General features: G+C 40.4%; 15 protein-coding genes. 7 read left to right on the top strand and 8 right to left on the bottom strand.

The genetic code is table 11. The features are described 5' to 3' along the window. Positions 1-28: 28 nt before the first annotated feature. The 4 genes from JOC74_RS11635 to JOC74_RS11620 form a co-directional block, all read right to left on the bottom strand. Positions 29-421: a MerR family transcriptional regulator gene (locus JOC74_RS11635; protein WP_053604737.1), complete on the bottom strand. Its 393-nt coding sequence runs from the start codon at positions 419-421 to the stop codon at positions 29-31. Between the two features lie 208 nt (positions 422-629). Next, complete coding sequence (locus JOC74_RS11630; RefSeq protein WP_053604736.1) at positions 630-935, bottom strand: DUF4306 domain-containing protein; 306 nt, start codon at positions 933-935, stop codon at positions 630-632. 269 nt (positions 936-1,204) lie between these two features. Continuing rightward, the gene (locus JOC74_RS11625) at positions 1,205-1,600 is read right to left on the bottom strand and encodes a DUF805 domain-containing protein (RefSeq protein ID WP_053604735.1); all 396 of its coding nucleotides are present in this window, start codon (positions 1,598-1,600) and stop codon (positions 1,205-1,207) included. A gap of 341 nt (positions 1,601-1,941) precedes the next feature. Next, the gene (locus JOC74_RS11620) at positions 1,942-3,294 is read right to left on the bottom strand and encodes a peptidase G2 autoproteolytic cleavage domain-containing protein (protein ID WP_053604734.1); all 1,353 of its coding nucleotides are present in this window, start codon (positions 3,292-3,294) and stop codon (positions 1,942-1,944) included. 904 nt (positions 3,295-4,198) lie between these two features. On the opposite strand from JOC74_RS11620, the gene JOC74_RS11615 reads away from it, so the two are divergent. Further along, complete coding sequence (locus JOC74_RS11615; RefSeq protein ID WP_053604733.1) at positions 4,199-4,537, top strand: hypothetical protein; 339 nt, start codon at positions 4,199-4,201, stop codon at positions 4,535-4,537. Positions 4,538-4,846: 309 nt separating this feature from the next. Here JOC74_RS11615 and JOC74_RS11610 read toward each other — a convergent pair whose 3' ends face one another. Then, positions 4,847-5,242 (bottom strand): DUF805 domain-containing protein, encoded by a 396-nt coding sequence (locus JOC74_RS11610; protein ID WP_053604732.1) that lies wholly within the window; start codon positions 5,240-5,242, stop codon positions 4,847-4,849. Between the two features lie 287 nt (positions 5,243-5,529). Between JOC74_RS11610 and JOC74_RS11605 the strand changes: the two genes are divergently transcribed. Further along, a complete protein-coding gene (locus tag JOC74_RS11605) occupies positions 5,530-5,988 on the top strand; it encodes a DUF6884 domain-containing protein (protein ID WP_053604731.1) in 459 nt (152 codons plus the stop codon). 36 nt (positions 5,989-6,024) lie between these two features. Here the strand turns inward: JOC74_RS11605 and JOC74_RS11600 are convergent, their stop codons facing one another. Both JOC74_RS11600 and JOC74_RS11595 read right to left on the bottom strand, forming a co-directional pair. Further along, entirely contained in the window at positions 6,025-7,353 is a 1,329-nt protein-coding gene (locus tag JOC74_RS11600) for a sulfatase family protein (RefSeq protein ID WP_053604730.1), read from the bottom strand. A 27-nt stretch (positions 7,354-7,380) separates the two neighbouring features. Further along, positions 7,381-8,934 carry a PTS transporter subunit EIIC gene (locus tag JOC74_RS11595; RefSeq protein WP_053604729.1) on the bottom strand — a complete coding sequence of 518 codons (1,554 nt, stop codon included), beginning with the start codon at positions 8,932-8,934 and terminating at the stop codon, positions 7,381-7,383. Positions 8,935-9,117: 183 nt separating this feature from the next. Here JOC74_RS11595 and JOC74_RS11590 point away from each other — a divergent pair, with 183 nt between their 5' ends. The 5 genes from JOC74_RS11590 (at position 9,118) to JOC74_RS11570 (ending at position 15,755) form a co-directional block, all read left to right on the top strand. Next, positions 9,118-10,044, top strand: coding sequence for a formylglycine-generating enzyme family protein (locus JOC74_RS11590; RefSeq protein WP_053604728.1), 927 nt, complete (start codon positions 9,118-9,120; stop codon positions 10,042-10,044). A 328-nt stretch (positions 10,045-10,372) separates the two neighbouring features. Beyond that, positions 10,373-11,290, top strand: a complete 918-nt coding sequence (locus JOC74_RS11585) for a proline dehydrogenase family protein (RefSeq protein ID WP_053606138.1) — start codon at positions 10,373-10,375, stop codon at positions 11,288-11,290. Between the two features lie 21 nt (positions 11,291-11,311). Then, complete coding sequence (gene pruA, locus JOC74_RS11580; protein WP_053604727.1) at positions 11,312-12,859, top strand: L-glutamate gamma-semialdehyde dehydrogenase; 1,548 nt, start codon at positions 11,312-11,314, stop codon at positions 12,857-12,859. Positions 12,860-12,967: 108 nt separating this feature from the next. Beyond that, entirely contained in the window at positions 12,968-14,404 is a 1,437-nt protein-coding gene (gene putP / locus JOC74_RS11575) for a sodium/proline symporter PutP (protein WP_264080193.1), read from the top strand. A gap of 124 nt (positions 14,405-14,528) precedes the next feature. After that, positions 14,529-15,755, top strand: a complete 1,227-nt coding sequence (locus JOC74_RS11570) for a PucR family transcriptional regulator (RefSeq protein WP_053604725.1) — start codon at positions 14,529-14,531, stop codon at positions 15,753-15,755. Positions 15,756-16,181: 426 nt separating this feature from the next. Here the strand turns inward: JOC74_RS11570 and JOC74_RS11565 are convergent, their stop codons facing one another. Next, entirely contained in the window at positions 16,182-16,679 is a 498-nt protein-coding gene (locus tag JOC74_RS11565) for a metal-dependent hydrolase (RefSeq protein WP_053604724.1), read from the bottom strand. Positions 16,680-16,794 lie beyond the last annotated feature (115 nt).

Here is a 16,794-nt window from a genome sequence, read left to right as displayed (position 1 = left end):
AGCCTGAGGGATTCACCTCCGGGTGGTTTTAAAGTAATGTCAGCAATTGCATAACAATTGCAAGTCTATTTGTCAGCTCTTTATGCACGAGCTGTTTTTCTTTTTGAGGAGCATCTTTAAGTGCTTCCTCCAGAGCCGTTAGCTTTTGCTGCAGGCTATTTATATCATCTTGAACTTCACACAAAATCGGTTCGACTTTTTTATTGCTGCTTGGATCCTGAAGAGCCTCCGTAATTTCTCCGAGTGACATTCGCTGGCTTTTCAGCAGTTTAATTCGATCCAATGTATGAAGAACACTTTCCGGATAAAGCCGGTAATTCGATGGTGAACGCTCGAAATCGAGCAATCCACGTTGTGTATAATAATCTATTGTCCGCGGCGATAGACCGCTTAATTTTGCAACTTGACCTATGCGAAGCAAGGACTTCCCAAAGACATCCCCTCCTGACGATACAAAAACCTACTATTAAAATAGCACGTTTTCAAAAAACTGTACAGTGGTACGTTTTGGTTTTGTCGTTGTGAATTGAATTCGCTGGAGAAGGGATCCAAAGGTTCTTAGAAAAAAAGAAATTCTTTTCGATAGGGGATACCATACTTACGTCGGACAATAGCTATTAAACTATTTTCTATAATGATATGGTTTTGCGACGTTGAAATATCTTTAGTAGCCAATAAATAAGAATTCCGCTTAGAATAAAGAACGAGAGAAGGCAGGCTAAGCTCATTATCGGCTGAATTTGATAGGCGTATAAAAATTTATCAATTTCATAAATGTTTTCTGGATCCGTGACCGTTTTGGGAGTGAAAACAACATGATCTTTCCAATCTTCTGAAATCATAAGATAAGATCCCGTCCAAGACGTGAAAAAGAGGGAAAACGAAAATATAGGTATCATCACAAGGAAAACAAGAACACGAATAATTCGTGGCAATTTACTCACCTCCTAAAAGAGTATCTTTTTGTACACATTCTTTTTAGATTGACCTGGATCCTTAATCACTATATGATCATTTTTCACCATTCTAACATCTTTAATATTTAACACTGTAGCCAAAAAATAAAGGTGCATCCAGCTAGCTGTTTTACAGCTGCAGGATGCACCGCTTAGTTTCTTTAATTAGACGGCTTGCAAAGGATAGGTGACTTTAAGCAAGTGTCTTTAATGCGGCTCAGTTAGTTGTAGCCGAAATAGCAGATAGATCAGATGCTTACAGTATCACTTTTAGAGGAGTCTCCATATTTAGGATTTGGTCCATGCTCATTATCGCCTGCTTGGCTATCTAAACAAGCCAATACAAATATGGCAAGACCACCGAGAAAAGGAACAAGGTAGATTAACAGCAGCCATCCACTCATTCCAATATCATGCAATCTACGTGCTGTAACAGCTAAACTTGGTACCAGAACGCCTAAAGCATAGATTCCTGTTAAAAGACCTATAATTATGGCTACTGCCGGATTAGTTATTAATGCTTGTAAAATAAAAAGCACTATGAATATTATGGCATTAAATAGATTATAAATCCATAATTCCTTACGTCTTGCTCTTCCATAGAAATTTGCGTAATTCTTTAACACTTTTGAATACCATTCCATTTATTTAATTCCCCTTTATGACAGTCATTCTTTCATATACTTTAGGTAAATCCCGGCCGTCTACGAAACCTTTGTTTTCTATTTGCTTTCCTATCCTTTGTTTATATTATAAAGAAATGTAACCAAAAAATCCCTAAAAAATGTGTTCTGAATAATATGACTTATTTAAAAAGGGAGAAGTATGGGTATGAAGATATATAGTCTCTACTTTAGTGTGAACCATTTCCTAAATGACAATGTTTTAGCGATTTTTACTTAAAAAAGTATGTATATCAAAAAAGGCAGATCACCAAAAAGGTGAAGTCTGCCCCAGAGTGAGATTGAATCATGCATACCAAGTGCTATTTAACCAATACCAATATTTGATTAGAACCTGTACGTTTCATTACACGATACCCTTTCCTGGCTTTCGTCGCTATTCCCTCATCATTCGGTTTGCAATAACTACCTGGTTGACAAGTACCGTCATCCCGAACCAGTAGCTTTCCAACAAGACCAACAGCCATCCATTCCTGCTTATCGAGACGTGAACTGCAATTTTTCGACCAGTTTGGATTTATTTTTTTTCTATTAATTTTACGTTCTTCCCGTAAAATGTTTCCCTTATTATCTTTTTCAGGAGGAATGATGACTTCTTCGTAAATTGGCCTGTTCCATTTATCAAGCATATATTTACTGCATTCAGGATCTTGAATATCTGCCAAGACAGCAGGATTAGAACTGGTTATGCCCACTATATAGTCATCCCTGGAGTTAGCTTTTCGGATTTTCTCTGTTTCCCCGTCAAATGCAACAAAGTAACCAACTCCAATCAATTGGCCATTTGATGATTCAAACATTTCAGCAAAGTCACAGGCCACTGGAGCCACAATATTTGCAGATACATCACCTTCAAAACAAGCAGAACCATCATTTAAAATTTTGGCAACAACCCCGCCAAGTGCACCGTTAACGAGATACCAGGAAAAATCCAAATCATCAGGATTCATAGGATCTGGACCTCCACCTTGGCCCATCACATGAACCCCATCAAAACCGTTAGCTGTTGTGTTAAGTCCTTCTGTATGAGCAAAGTTTCCATCTGCAATCGTACCGTTTCCTTCCGCATGGGAGGCTTCTCCACTAGCGGTTGTGCTGTGCCCTTCCGCGTGGGAACGCGACCCGCTGGCAGTTGAACCCTCCCCTTCTGCATGGGAAGCGTTCCCACTAGCGGTTGTGCTTAATCCTTCTGCATGAGAAGCAAATGCACTCGAAGTTGTATCAACGCCTTCTGCATGTGAACCAACGCTTCCACTGGCATCTGTAAAGGCGCCTTCGGCATGAGAGACAGTTCCACTTGCTATCGTCATAAACCCCTCGGCATGAGAAACATCTCCAGTGGCTTGTGTGTCTCTTCCTTCCGCATGAGAGTATGATCCTCCAGCTAGAGTCCCTCCCCCTTGGGCATGAGAGGTGAGTCCGCTGGCGGTTGTGAGATATCCTTCTGCGTGGGAAGCGACTCCACTAGCTGTGGTAGAGGTACCCTCTGCATGTGCGGTGTCAGCTGCCGCTGTCGATTGGGTAAGATAACCTTCTGTGTGGGAAGCACTCCCCCCTGCAGTAGTTGTGTTTCCTTCAGTATGGGAAGCCTCCCCATTTGCGGTCGTTTGATATCCTTCAGCATGAGAAGCTGTTCCGTTGGCGGTTGTATTCAAACCTTCCGCCTCCGAACAATCACCGATTGGATTTTGGTTACATCCATTGGACATATTAATTTCAGTCCTTTCTATGAGATTTATAAAAAACTTGATATGAGTTTTTTCATTATAAGAGCATTGAAATTTTGTCAGGCTTCTCCTAAAAGAATGGAGATAAAGCCTAAAAGGTGAAAATTAAGGTTATTGCTAGTTTGATTGACGGTTAATTTTTGAGAATAAAATGGGATAGACTATCATAGAACCTGTTAAAACTTGAGTTCATGAGGAAAGAATGAAGTATAAATATTGAGGTAGTAAAGTTCGTTTATGAAAGTCTTTTTATAATGATCATCAAAAAATGTGCGCGAAATGTTTCGAATTGAACAAATAGGACGTGCAGATCAAAAAATAAACAAAAGTGATAAATTCATCTAATTGAACACGAATAGTTGAAGTTGCTGAGTTACCATCCATTCCAACTTGTCCGAGCATTACTGGGGGAAATAATAGCATAACTAGCATTCTGAGACGTTCGTCCATCCAGAAATGCCATAGTTCCCTCTTTCTTAACATTTATTTCAATGTATGACCTTCAAGAGTAGAGTGTAACGGCTATTAACATATTAAAAACTTGTTGAGAGAGGAATCTAAAGGTATCTCCTATATTATTTGAATTAATCACATTCAAGTCTACGTTTTTAAACAAACGTGAAACCTATAGGCGGATTTCTGGAAAATCGTTTGTGTTTCCTACTCCTATTATGATTTGAGAATCCTTTAGGTCAAAGGGCTTTTTTTCATAACAAGGTCAATCAACTACTCTTCATGAGACCCCAGATAGTAAAGTAAGTTACTATCTCGGTTGGTTTCGTATTCTAATTATCTTTCTTATCCTTAAAAAGAAAAATAAGGAGGTAAGGTGATGAGACAAAAAGCATGTACTTACGTTTTGGTCTTGTTAATTACGCTCATAGGATTGGAATTAGGAGGCGGCATTTATGAAGAAATTGTGGTTGCTTCAGTCTGGAGTTCATCCCCGACACAATCTTTTGCTTTGCTTCAAGCGGAAAATGGTCTCCCTTTGCACCATTTCTGGATGCCTTTGCATTTGATTTCCCAGGTTGTCATTTTGTTGGCCTTGTTGTTATGTTGGAAGGAACCACATCGCAGGGACCTTATTCTTACAGCAATTCTTGGCTATGTTGTTTTGCGTGTTCCAACATTTCCTTATTTCATTCCAGAATTACAATCGTTTACATAAACTTCTCCTGATGGTTCTTTTTCCCCGGAACTTGCCGACCGGGCAAAATTATGGGTCAATCTTAGTTGGGTAAGGATGGGGATTATCGCAGCAATCTTTGTTATGATGTGGAAAGCGCTTGGTATACCTCGAAAAAAGGAAGAGGAGTAAAAGTTAGTTGTTCAAATATTTAAGAATAGATGTTATCCCCTTTTGTTATAGATTTACTTATCAGGTGGAGTAGATCCTCCACCTGATACCCCGAAGTTTCAGCTTGATGAAATGAAATCACTTAATGTCTTCACTTCGGTTGGTGTAATCAGTTTTTGATCAGAGGTTTACAGAATCACTTGTCAGTGGTTGTTCAAGTTTAGGATTTGATCCATATGTATTGTCGCCTTTTTGGCTATCGAAACATGCTAACACAGTTATGACAAGTCCTCCAATATAAGGGACGATTAAGATTAATTGCAGCCATCCGCTTATTCCTATATCGTGTAATCTGCGTGCTGTAACAGCTAGAGTTGGTATCACAGTAAATAAATAATAGCTTACAATTAAAACTAATCCTACATAAAATAATGTTATATTTAAAAATGATGAGAATGTAATAAGAATTGCAGCGATGATTAAGAAGTTAAAGAGGGCAAACAACCAGTATTCTTTACGTCTTGCTCTTCCTTTGAAATTCGCATAATTTTTTATCACTCCTACATACCATTGCATTTTTAAGTTTCTCCTTTCATTGTTTTCGAATGCCGGATGGAAATTTACGACTTCATTCTGATGCTTTATTAACCTAGCAAATGAAATGCATCACATGTCGTAAGTTTATTATAAAGGAAATAATCCAAATAATCCCTTATTAATGTGTTCTAAATCATATATCTCGTAATCGACCTCTGCAAATAAGTCTATTGATAGATAGAATGTACAGATAGAAACAACTCCTATTACAATTAGAATATAACTTAGAAAATCGGTGAATAAGTAGCAGTACTGGAGGAGATAAATTGAAGCGATTATGTGTGCTACCGTGCGGAGCGAAGAAGATATGGGACGTGGAGCCCGATACTGGCAGCATTCAAGCTGAACATGCGTATTTAAGTCCGTTCCATCGTGCCTGTCAAAGATATGCCAAAACATTTTTTCACGACTGGGTTATCCTTTCCGGAAAACATGGCTTCTTAAAACCGGATGACTGCGTTCCCGAAAATTACGACGTGACGTTTGGGACAAACCAACCGGAAATCATTCGAATGGGCGACCTTAAACAGCAGTATGAAACAAAGCATCTGGATCAATTTGATGAGATTGTTGTCTTGGGAGGCAGAAAGTTTCGCCCGATTATCGATGAAGTCTTTCAAGAGCCGCATAAGGTTCGTTATCCATTATCGAAATATAAAGGGATTGGCTATATGCTAAAGGCGTTGAATGAAGCGGTGGAGAGGGAAGAAGAAATAAATAATTAAAAAACCGCTATATGGCGGTTTTTTAAAGATAATATTTTAATGAGCTCTTCCCGCTTTTATTTCTTCCTCCCATCTTTTAGAGCCGGTACCCGGGACAGGCCCGTTCAAAAGCGGATCATTCGTCTCTTCCATCCATCTTTGAACCTTTTGGCGCAGCTCTATTGCAATTTCTTTATATTTTTCATCGGCAATAAGATTTGATTGTTCTAACGGATCCTGCTCTAGATCGTACAGTTCTTCAAGTTCATTAGGAACATAATATTCTTCACGGACTTCTTGACCGGATAAGCTTTTATGGGCATCCAGCGGCATATAAATTTTCGGCCCGTTCTCGAAATTTTTTACGTATTTGTACCGATCGGTTCGAATACCCCTCATAGGATGATAGCGATCATGCCACGTTAGTTCACAGAAAAACTCGTCACGAATCTTTGCATCGTCTTCACTAAAGACTTTGGCAAAGCTTTTACCGTCCAAGTCTTCAGGGATCGCGATTCCGGCAAGTTCCAAAATGGTCGGCATTAAATCGATATTACACAGAAGATCAGAGTTCGTTTTCCCTTCTTGGATGTATTCAGGATGATAGATAATGAGAGCCGTTTCCAATCCTGCTTCTTTAAATGTTCCTTTTGCTCGTGGAAAAGCAATGCCGTGATCTGTCGTATAAACTACAATAGTGTTATCTTGCAGGCCTGTTTCGTTCAACGTATGGAGGATACGTCCGATCGCCTTGTCCAATACTTTGACGGATCCATTCATTTGTGAAAGATCCTTACGGGTATTTGGAGTATCAGGAAGGTACGGCAAAACGCTGACTTCTGTTGTTTTATCAGCATAAGGCTCATATTCATCAAATTCTCGGTGAGTTTCAAAAAATCCTATATTTAAATAGAAAGGCTGGTTGGAATCAGCTGATTTTTCTTGTAAAAAATCAATCGCCTGATCAGCAACTTTGGGAGCTCTATCCCCTTCCACTTCAATGAAACGATCGTATCCAAGCTTGTAAGTGGAGCTGAACACCCTTTCTTCGATAGGTGCAGATTCTCCGATCGTTTCATGACTTAAGCCGATCAAAGATGTTTCATATCCTGCTTTTTGGAATTCTTTCGGGATAGTTGTAATTTCTCCGTTAATATGAAACCCTAAATGAGCCAAGCCTATTAAACCATTGTTGTGGGGATACCGTCCGGTTAAGATACTGCCTCTGCTGGGACTGCACTGAGGAGCGGGACAAAAATACTGCTCGAACCTTATTCCTTTAAAAGCCAATCTATCAATATGGGGTGTTTGTACATGATGGCCATAACAGCCCAGATATCTACCTGTATCATGAGAAATCATTACAATAATATTTGGTTGAGACATTCTTCATCATCCTCCCTTTCTTATTCCTTACATGATTTCATCTATCTGAGACTTTAAAGTCGATGCTTTAGCGCCAAAAACCGCTTGTACTCCATCGTTTATTTTCAAAACACCAGCTGCTCCAAGTTCTTTTAGGCGTGAATCGTCAACTTTGTTTACGTCTTTCACACCTACCCTTAATCGAGTAATACAAGCATCCAAGTTACTGATATTCTCTTTGCCGCCAAGTGCCGCCAACACTTCGATTGCTTGATCCGCCGTCTTTTTACTTTTTTTCGTTTCTAGATCCTTTTTGGTATAAAGGCGAGTTTCTTCTACATCTGGTTCCCGTCCGGGAGTTTTATAATCGAATGTTCGAATCAAAAATCTAAACACAAAATAGAAAATGAAAAAGTAGATGACTCCTAGAATTAGAATCGTAACCCAATTGTGATTAAGGTTAGGCAGTGCATTAAACAAGATAAAATCAATAAATCCGGAGCCGCCGGCATATCCTGCGTGAATATCCAGGGCATTAGCTAAAGCGAATGCGGTTCCGGTTAAGATCGCATAAACAACATACAAGAAAGGCGCCACGAAGAGGAATGTATACTCTAGTGGTTCAGTAATGCCAGTTAAAAATACAGGAATGGTTGCTGCTATAAGTAAAGCTTTTGTCTTTTTCTTTTTGTCGTTTTTCGCACAATGATACATAGCTAGGGCTGCACCGGGAAGGCCGAACATAACCGGGATAAACTTTCCTCCAATGTAGGCTCCGCCGGTAATGGGGACCGATGGATTTCTTAAGGCATCCATCACTTGTGCAATATAGATGTTTTGGTCCCCGGCAATTTTAGCCCCATCTGCTGTTTGATAGACTCCGCCGATATCAGTAAAAAGAAGAGGAGCATTATAAATGTGATGCAACCCAAAGGGAATGAGCAGCTTTACGCTTCCCCCGTATAAACCTACTGTGAAAGGATTCGTATGATTAGCTACAAATCCTCCCATCAATCCAATTGCTTGTTGAACGGAGGGCCATATGAAATAAAAAATAACAGCAGAAATAATTGCTCCAAATGATGAGATGATAGGAACAAATCTTTCTCCGCCAAAAAGAGAAATGGCTTCAGGAAGCTCAATTTTGTGGAATTTATTATAGAGATAGGCAGTTAAAAAGCCGATGAAAATTCCGCCGAAAACGCCTAATTGGAGGGTTTGTATCCCTAATTCCGTTCCAATCATCTTTTCAGATACTTGCAGTTCATTAATTTTAAGAAGCGTGCTAATAACCGTATGCATAATGAAAAATGAAATAAGTGCTGATAATCCGGCCATCGCCTTATTTGTCCAGCTTGCAGCAATTGCCACAGCAAAAAGGACAGAAAGGTTTGCGAAGACGGCCTGGCCAGAGCTTTGTAAAAGTAATCCAGCGGCTTGGAATCCTTTCGAAGACAAAAACGGAAAGATCTGCTGAATATTAGGATTAATAAGAATACCGCCAATGCCCATTAGTATTGAGACTAACGGAAGGATTAAAACTACAGTCATCATAGCCTTACCGATTCGCTGGACAAAATTAAAAGAAAAATAGATTTTCATAAAATAATGGCTCCTCAGCTTTAAATTTATACAAAAGATTTGTATGATAAAGATCATAAGTTGATTATTCCTATCAGTCAAGTGGGATTTTCAGCAATCTACCAATGTCTGAAAAAGTACTCTCCAAGTAAATGTAATAAAAATGACTATATTTTTTAGAAAAAATGAGAAGGAGCAATAAAAATGAAGAGTGATAAATTACCGTCATGCTGCGTGATTACTAGAGGTGAAATAAAGCATAAATCAGACTTCATACAAGATTCAGACGGGAATGATAATGTTAATAAAGAAGAAATGGTGCTGATTCAAGGCGGCGATTTTTTAATGGGAACAAACGATAAAGAAGGTTTTCCACTAGATGGAGAAGGTCCTGTTCGAAGTGTAGAAGTCGAATCGTTTTATATAGATGTTTGCACTGTAACTAATGGAAATTTCCAGGAATTTATTAACAGTACGGGATATGTAACTGATGCAGAAAGGTATGGATGGTCTTTCGTCTTCTATCAATTTGTTTCTAATGAGGCTGCTCAACGTGCAGATCGGGTGAGTCAGACCCCTTGGTGGTTAAAGATTGATGGGGCATGCTGGAAACATCCAGAAGGGGAAGATTCCAGCATTCATGATCGAATGGATCATCCGGTAGTCCATGTTTCTTGGAACGATACAGCTGCTTATTGTGCGTGGGCAGGAAAACGCCTTCCTACCGAAGCCGAATGGGAATATGCAGCTCGCGGGGGATTGGTTCAAAAAAAATATCCATGGGGAGATGAATTACAGCCAAACGGAGAACATTACTGTAATATTTGGCAGGGTGAGTTTCCAAATATCAATACAAAAGATGATGGTTTCGCAGGAACGGCTCCAGCTAAATCGTTTCCTCCAAATGGATATGGCCTTTATAATCTTTCGGGAAATGTGTGGGAATGGTGCACGGATAATTTCCGCTCAAAATTTCAACCTTTTGGGCAGGAAGAAATGAAAGTCATTCGAGGCGGCTCGTATCTTTGTCACGATTCCTATTGCAATCGATATCGTGTCGCTGCTAGAACCTCTAACACCCCAGACAGCTCTACTGGGCATATGGGGTTTCGTTGTGCAGCTGATTGTTGAAGCAGAAGTTAAAGATAACTAGATTATGGCACAAAATATAACATAATTTTGCATACTCACAATTGACTACTATGATTCCTTAATTATTGAGGAAGTATAGAGATAATTGATGAGTATTTTTTTCGGCATAATAATATATCCCCTTTTTTAGTGGAAAGAAAACACCACGACAGATTATCTGACGCAACACAAAAAAGTTTGTGTGAGACCCACAAAAATTATCAGAATTTTTGTATTTTCGGAATCTTGAGATATTGTCCGCCTCTTTTGTAAAATCAAACTATAGAAAAATATATTTTCGCTTTATAGAAATAGGGAGGTGTCTGATATCGAATTGGTGACAAGAGATTTTTTCTTATTTTTGTCGAAAAACAATGTGATGAATCGAATGGCTAAAAACTGGGGCATTGGATTTGTCAGAGGGAAAATGATTGGCGGAAATAATTTCAATGAGTCTTTAGTATATATAAAGAAACTCAATGACCAAGGAATGACCGCTACAGTTGACCATCTAGGCGAGTTTGTGGGAAGCAGCGAGGTAGCAAGGGAACGGGCAGAAGAAGTCATTCATACCATTGAAACGATTGCCAGAGAAAATGTGAACGCCCAGGTTTCCTTAAAAATGACATCGCTTGGACTTGATATTGATGAAAAGCTTGTACGGGAAAACATGACAAGGATCCTCGAGACGGCAGAAAAGCATCAAATCATGGTGACGATTGATATGGAGGATGAAGCCCGCTGCCAGAAAACCCTAGATATTTTTAAGGAATTCAGGTTACGTTACTCGAACGTCAGCACTGTCATTCAAGCCTATCTCTACAGAAGCGAGAGCGATTTGGATGAGTTGAATCCGCTCCGGCCATTTTTGCGGCTAGTAAAAGGAGCGTATAAGGAATCTCCTAAGGTCGCTTTTCCTGATAAAAGCGATGTTGATCAGAATTATAAAACATTGATCAGGAAACAGCTTCTCAGCGGAAATTATACAGCAATAGCAACACATGATGATCATATGATTGCGTATGCGAAACAGCTAGCCAAAGACAATCAAATTCCCGCGAGCCAATTCGAATTTCAAATGCTTTACGGCATGCGGAACGCAACACAGCAAGCACTGGTGAAGGACGGTTATAACGTAAGAGTGTATGTTCCTTACGGGGACGACTGGTACGGCTACTTTATGCGACGTCTAGCTGAACGGCCGGCGAATATCGCATTTGCTTTTAAAGGAATGACGAAAAAATAGGCAAAGGAGAGACGAAAAAAGATGACAATACCATACAGACATGAGCCATTTACTGATTTTTCAATACAAAGCAACCGCGAGGCCATGGAAGCAGCATTAGAAAAAGTAAGCGGAGAATTAGGAAAGGATTATCCGCTTGTCATTGGCGGGGAGCGCTTCGTGACAGAAGAAAAGATCGTTTCCATTAATCCGGCGAACAAAGAAGAAGTCGTTGGAAGTGTTTCAAAAGCGACGAGAGACCATGCTGAAAAAGCAATTCAGGCTGCGGCGGAAGCTTTTGAAGAATGGAGATATACCGATCCTGTAGAACGCGCGAATATTTTGTTCAGAGCTGCTGCCCATGTGCGCCGCAAAAAATTTGAGTTCACAGCTCTACTCGTTAAAGAAGCCGGGAAGCCTTGGAAAGAAGCGGACGCTGATACGGCAGAGGCGATTGATTTCATGGAATACTATGCGCGCCAAATGATTGAACTTGCAGGTGGAAAACCGATAAACAGCAGGGAAGGAGAAAGCAATTCCTTTGTCTATACTCCTTCTGGCGTTACGGTTTCGATTCCGCCTTGGAACTTCTTATTCGCGATTATGGCCGGTATTACAGTAGCGCCGATCGTGGCAGGAAATACAGTGGTGCTGAAGCCTGCCAGCGCTTCGCCAATCATCGCGGCTAAGTTTGTGGAGGTATTAGAGGAAGCAGGATTGCCGAAGGGTGTTGTGAACTTTGTACCTGGCAGCGGCTCAGAGGTAGGAGATTACCTGGTGGACCATCCGATAACCAGCATCGTTACCTTTACGGGATCAAGAGAGGTCGGGACCCGGATCTTTGAACGCGCGGCAAAGGTTCAGCCGGGACAGACACACCTTAAGCGTGTAATTGCTGAAATGGGCGGAAAGGATACTGTCGTAGTAGACGATGACTGCGATATTGAATTGGCGGCCCAATCCATTTTCACCTCGGCGTTCGGTTTTGCCGGACAAAAATGCTCGGCAGGCTCGCGAGCTGTTGTACATGAAAAGGTGTATGACCAAGTCTTGCAGCGGGTGATTGAAATTACGGAATCACAAATTACCGGAAACCCTGAAAAAGCTGAAACGTATATGGGGCCGGTTATTGATCAAGGCTCTTTTGATAAAATAATGGGGTATATCGAAATCGGCAAGGAAGAAGGACGGTTAGTAAGCGGAGGCAAAGGGGACGATTCCAAAGGGTACTTCATTGAGCCAACCATTTTTGCCGATTTGGATCCGCAAGCTAGAATCATGCAGGAAGAGATTTTCGGTCCCGTAGTAGCCTTCTCAAAAGTCAGCAGCTTTGATGAAGCGATCGAGGTTGCCAATAATACAGAATACGGCTTAACTGGCGCTGTCATCACAAATAATCGCAAGCATATTGAGGTGGCAAAGCAAAAGTTCCACGTAGGGAATCTTTACTTCAACCGCAATTGTACAGGCGCAATTGTCGGCTACCATCCGTTTGGAGGGTTTAAAATGTCCGGTACTGATTCGAAAGCAGGGGGACCTGATTATTTAATCCTTCATATGCTTGCTAAAACGATTAGTGAAACCTATTAATCCAAGTTTTACGGATAGGAAGCCTTAGCTTTCTATCCGTCTTATTAAAATAAGTTCACTTAGTTCAAGGAGGAGAAAAACATCGTAAATGGTCAATTAATTACATCAATTTGTATTTACATGGCAGGTATGCTGCTTATAGGCTACTTTGCTTACAAGCGAACTTCCAATCACTCCGATTACATGCTTGGAGGAAGATCGCTGGGTCCCGCTGTCACCGCGTTAAGTGCAGGAGCGGCAGATATGAGCGGTTGGCTTTTAATGGGACTGCCGGGCTCTATGTTTTCAACAGGTTTAAGTGCTTCGTGGATTGCAATCGGATTAACGACAGGAGCTTATATTAACTGGATTTATACGGCTCCAAGACTTCGTGCCTACACTGAAATTGCTAATAACTCCATAACCATCCCATCATTTTTAGAAAATCGCTTCTCTGACAAAAGCAAACTTCTTCGAATTTTTTCGAGTTTAGTCATCATAGTTTTTTTTACGTTTTATGTATCCTCCGGCATGGTATCCGGTGGAGTATTGTTTAATAGCATATTAGGACTCGATTATCATACAGGACTTTGGATTGTGACTGGCGTTGTCGTTGCCTATACTCTGTTCGGCGGATTCCTGGCAGTGAGTTGGACAGATTTTGTGCAGGGGGTCATTATGGTGGTTGCCCTTGTTCTAGTGCCAATTGTTGTTTTCATGAATACAGGCGGGCCAAGTGCAGCGTTCGCTACAATTCAATCGATTGATCCTAAGCTCCTTGATATTTTTAGAGGGACAAGTGTGCTTGGCATAATTTCGTTGTTGGCTTGGGGCCTTGGTTATTTTGGCCAGCCGCACATCATCGTTCGTTTTATGGCGATATCTTCTGTGAAAGAAGTAAAAAACGCAAGACGGATCGGCATGAGCTGGATGATTTTTTCAGTAGTGGGTGCTTTTTTATCAGGCTTAATTGGAATTGCTTACTATTCTCAAAATGGACTGGAGCTAGAGGATCCCGAAACTATTTTTATCCAGCTTGGTAATATTCTTTTCCATCCGCTTATTACCGGATTTATCATTTCTGCAATTTTAGCGGCGGTAATGAGTACAATCTCTTCTCAGCTGTTAGTAACGGCAAGTTCATTAACAGAGGATCTATATAAGACAGTCGTCCGAAAAGCTCCTTCAGAAAAGACGCTGATTTACCTTGGCAGATTGTCGGTCCTCTTGATTTCAGTGATTGCAATGCTGCTTGCTTGGGAAAAAAACAGCACCATTCTGGATTTGGTCGGGTATGCGTGGGCAGGCTTCGGCGCTGCTTTCGGTCCAGTTATAATATTGAGTCTGTGCTGGAAACGAATGACCGCGTGGGGGGCGCTTTCTGGTATGGTAACCGGTGCACTCACAGTGATCATTTGGGCAAACAAGGGTCTATCAGACGTGCTTTACGAAATCATTCCCGGATTTGCCGTCAGCTTACTTTTTATCTTTATCGTTAGTTTGTTAACATCCAATCCATCTGCTGAAGTCGAGAAGGATTTTGAAACGTATAAAGGTGCTTTATAATTTAGACAAAAGGGGAGATAACTTTTTTATCTCCTTTTTTGTTTGAAAATTTTGTTCCTTTCTTCTATACAATAAATAGAAGGTTTTAGTATGATTAAAGAAAAATCAATGGGGAGCTACTTGGATGAATGAGCTGCTAGAGCGTGTTTACTCAATATTAGATATTGATAAAATAATTGATTTAATCAGCTTTGAGTTAAAAAAACCCGTCATAGTGGAAAGCGCTGACTTCTTTTTGTTAGCTTATAATTCATATTATATTAACCATTATGATTTAGCGAATCAGCAAACGATTTTTTCGAAAAAGTGCCCTTTGCCTATTTTTGAAAAGTTTATGGAATATGGGGTTATTCATAAACTGAAAACGATTGATACGCCGTTTCGTGTGGATCGAATGGAGGAAATCGGGCTGAATCCAAGAGTTGTCGTCAGCGCTAAGCATAAGGATAATATCATGGGATACATATGGATTCAGGAGATTGAAACACCTATGACGGATTCAGAATTGGAATTTTTATATCACACGTCTTTCCAAGTAGGGCAAATCATCCATAGCAATAATAAACAAAAAAGCTCGAAAAAGGGAGAGGAGCTATATAAAAAAGCGATTCTGAATCAATTTGAGTCAGAGCTGAAAATTCGGGAAGAAGCTGTGGAAGCGGGCGTTAAATTACCAGTATCATTTTCAGTGATGGTGCTTCAGGCGCCTGGTGAGTATATTGAAGATGTGAAGAAAGATATCCAGTCCTATCTCAATTTGAAAAACGATTTGAACCGCGTACTCATTGCGCAATCAAGAATCGTATCAATAATAGGAGGATCTGCTTCAGGTCATTCAACCGAATCAACAGCCTTAGATGTCATTGCGGGGATTTTAGACCATATCCCTGCGGATCAACGTTCAGCCATATTTATCGGAATTGGAAATGAATATTCAGATGTGATGTCTTTTCATAGGAGCTATTTAGAAGCGCTTGAAGTTATTAAAGCCGCTGACCTATTAGGAAGCCAAACCAATATTCCATATGAGTTTGAGAAATTGGGAATTTATCGTTATCTCGATTTTATTGCGACAAAAAACAAAGAGCTCAATTACGTAAATAAAGAATTACAGCTATTAAAGGAAAAAGACCGAGATGGCAAAAAGGAGTTTCTTAAAACGCTAGAGGTGTACCTGCTGAATGATTGTAAAATTAAACCTACTTCTGAGCAGCTGTTTATCCACCCGAATACATTGAATTACCGTATGAAAAAAATACTGGAATATACATCCCTGGACGTAAAGGATTTCAAGTCAAAATGCCAGTGGCTTCTTGACTTAATGCTGATGAAAAATGAAAGCGGTAAGTAAGGAATCGGGCAAAGGTGTAAATAATTCTGTGAACGGTGCAATTATTCGTGTGATGGTGCAAAAAATCACGTGAATGGCGTAAATAATCGTGGAACGGTGCAATTAATCTCGCGACCAGTGCAAATAATTGGACAATGGTGCAATAAGTCGCGGGACGGGCAAATAATCCCGAGAATGGTGCGATTATTCGTGTGACGGTGCAAAAAATCACGTGAACGGTGCAATTAATCTCGCGACCGGTGCAAATAATCGGGCAACTGTGCAATTAACCCCGAGAACGGCGCAATTAATCCAGTAAAAGTGCAATTCTCCACGAGAACCGTCCAATTAAACTCGGTCACCGTGCAATTAACCAAGGTTTCTTTACGATTTTCTAATGTTATCTACGACAATAAAACCAGGGAGGACGACTCCCTGGTTCATCAGCTAAAAATGAAACCCATTCGTATATTGCTGGACGGCTTCTTTGCTAAAAAAGTAGATCGCAGCTACCGTTAAAATAGCCAGAATCGCATGTTCAGCCTTACTGCCTGTTTTTGTTGTGACCGGAAAACGAATGGTGAGTTTAAAAGGATAGAATAGTTTAATTCCTGATCGAGTGGCAGCATCCAACAGCAAATGGCTGATCATCCCCGCAAGAATCCCCAATCGAATTGGATCATTTGAGACGTAATGTGATAAAAATACCGCAGCAATCAGCAAAAATAATAAGCTGTGCGTAAACGTGCGGTGTCCGAAGATCGCGCTTATGATCTTAGAAAGCAACGGGAGACGGCTGCCGATCTTGCTTCCGCTATGGCATATATCAGGCAATAATCCTCCTGCCGCCCCGGCAACCGCTGTAAGTATTGGATCGTAGTGTGTCATTGCAGATAAAGCTGCACCAGCAGCAATACCGCCCGTGATGTGTGTTTTTCCTGTCAACCCGTTCATCCTCTCTTTTCTAGAAACTTTTATTATTACACCATTTTTATTACAGTTCAATCAGAAAATGAGGAGGGAGAAAATGCTACAATTTCGTTCGGGTTGATGTAACCGT

The sequence above is a fragment of the Bacillus capparidis genome, from assembly GCF_017832095.1.
In the GTDB taxonomy this organism is placed as follows: Bacteria; Bacillota; Bacilli; order Bacillales; family Bacillaceae; genus Bacillus; species Bacillus gobiensis.
Note: the sequence above shows the minus strand (reverse complement) of the source record. Positions and strands in the feature narration are given on the sequence as shown.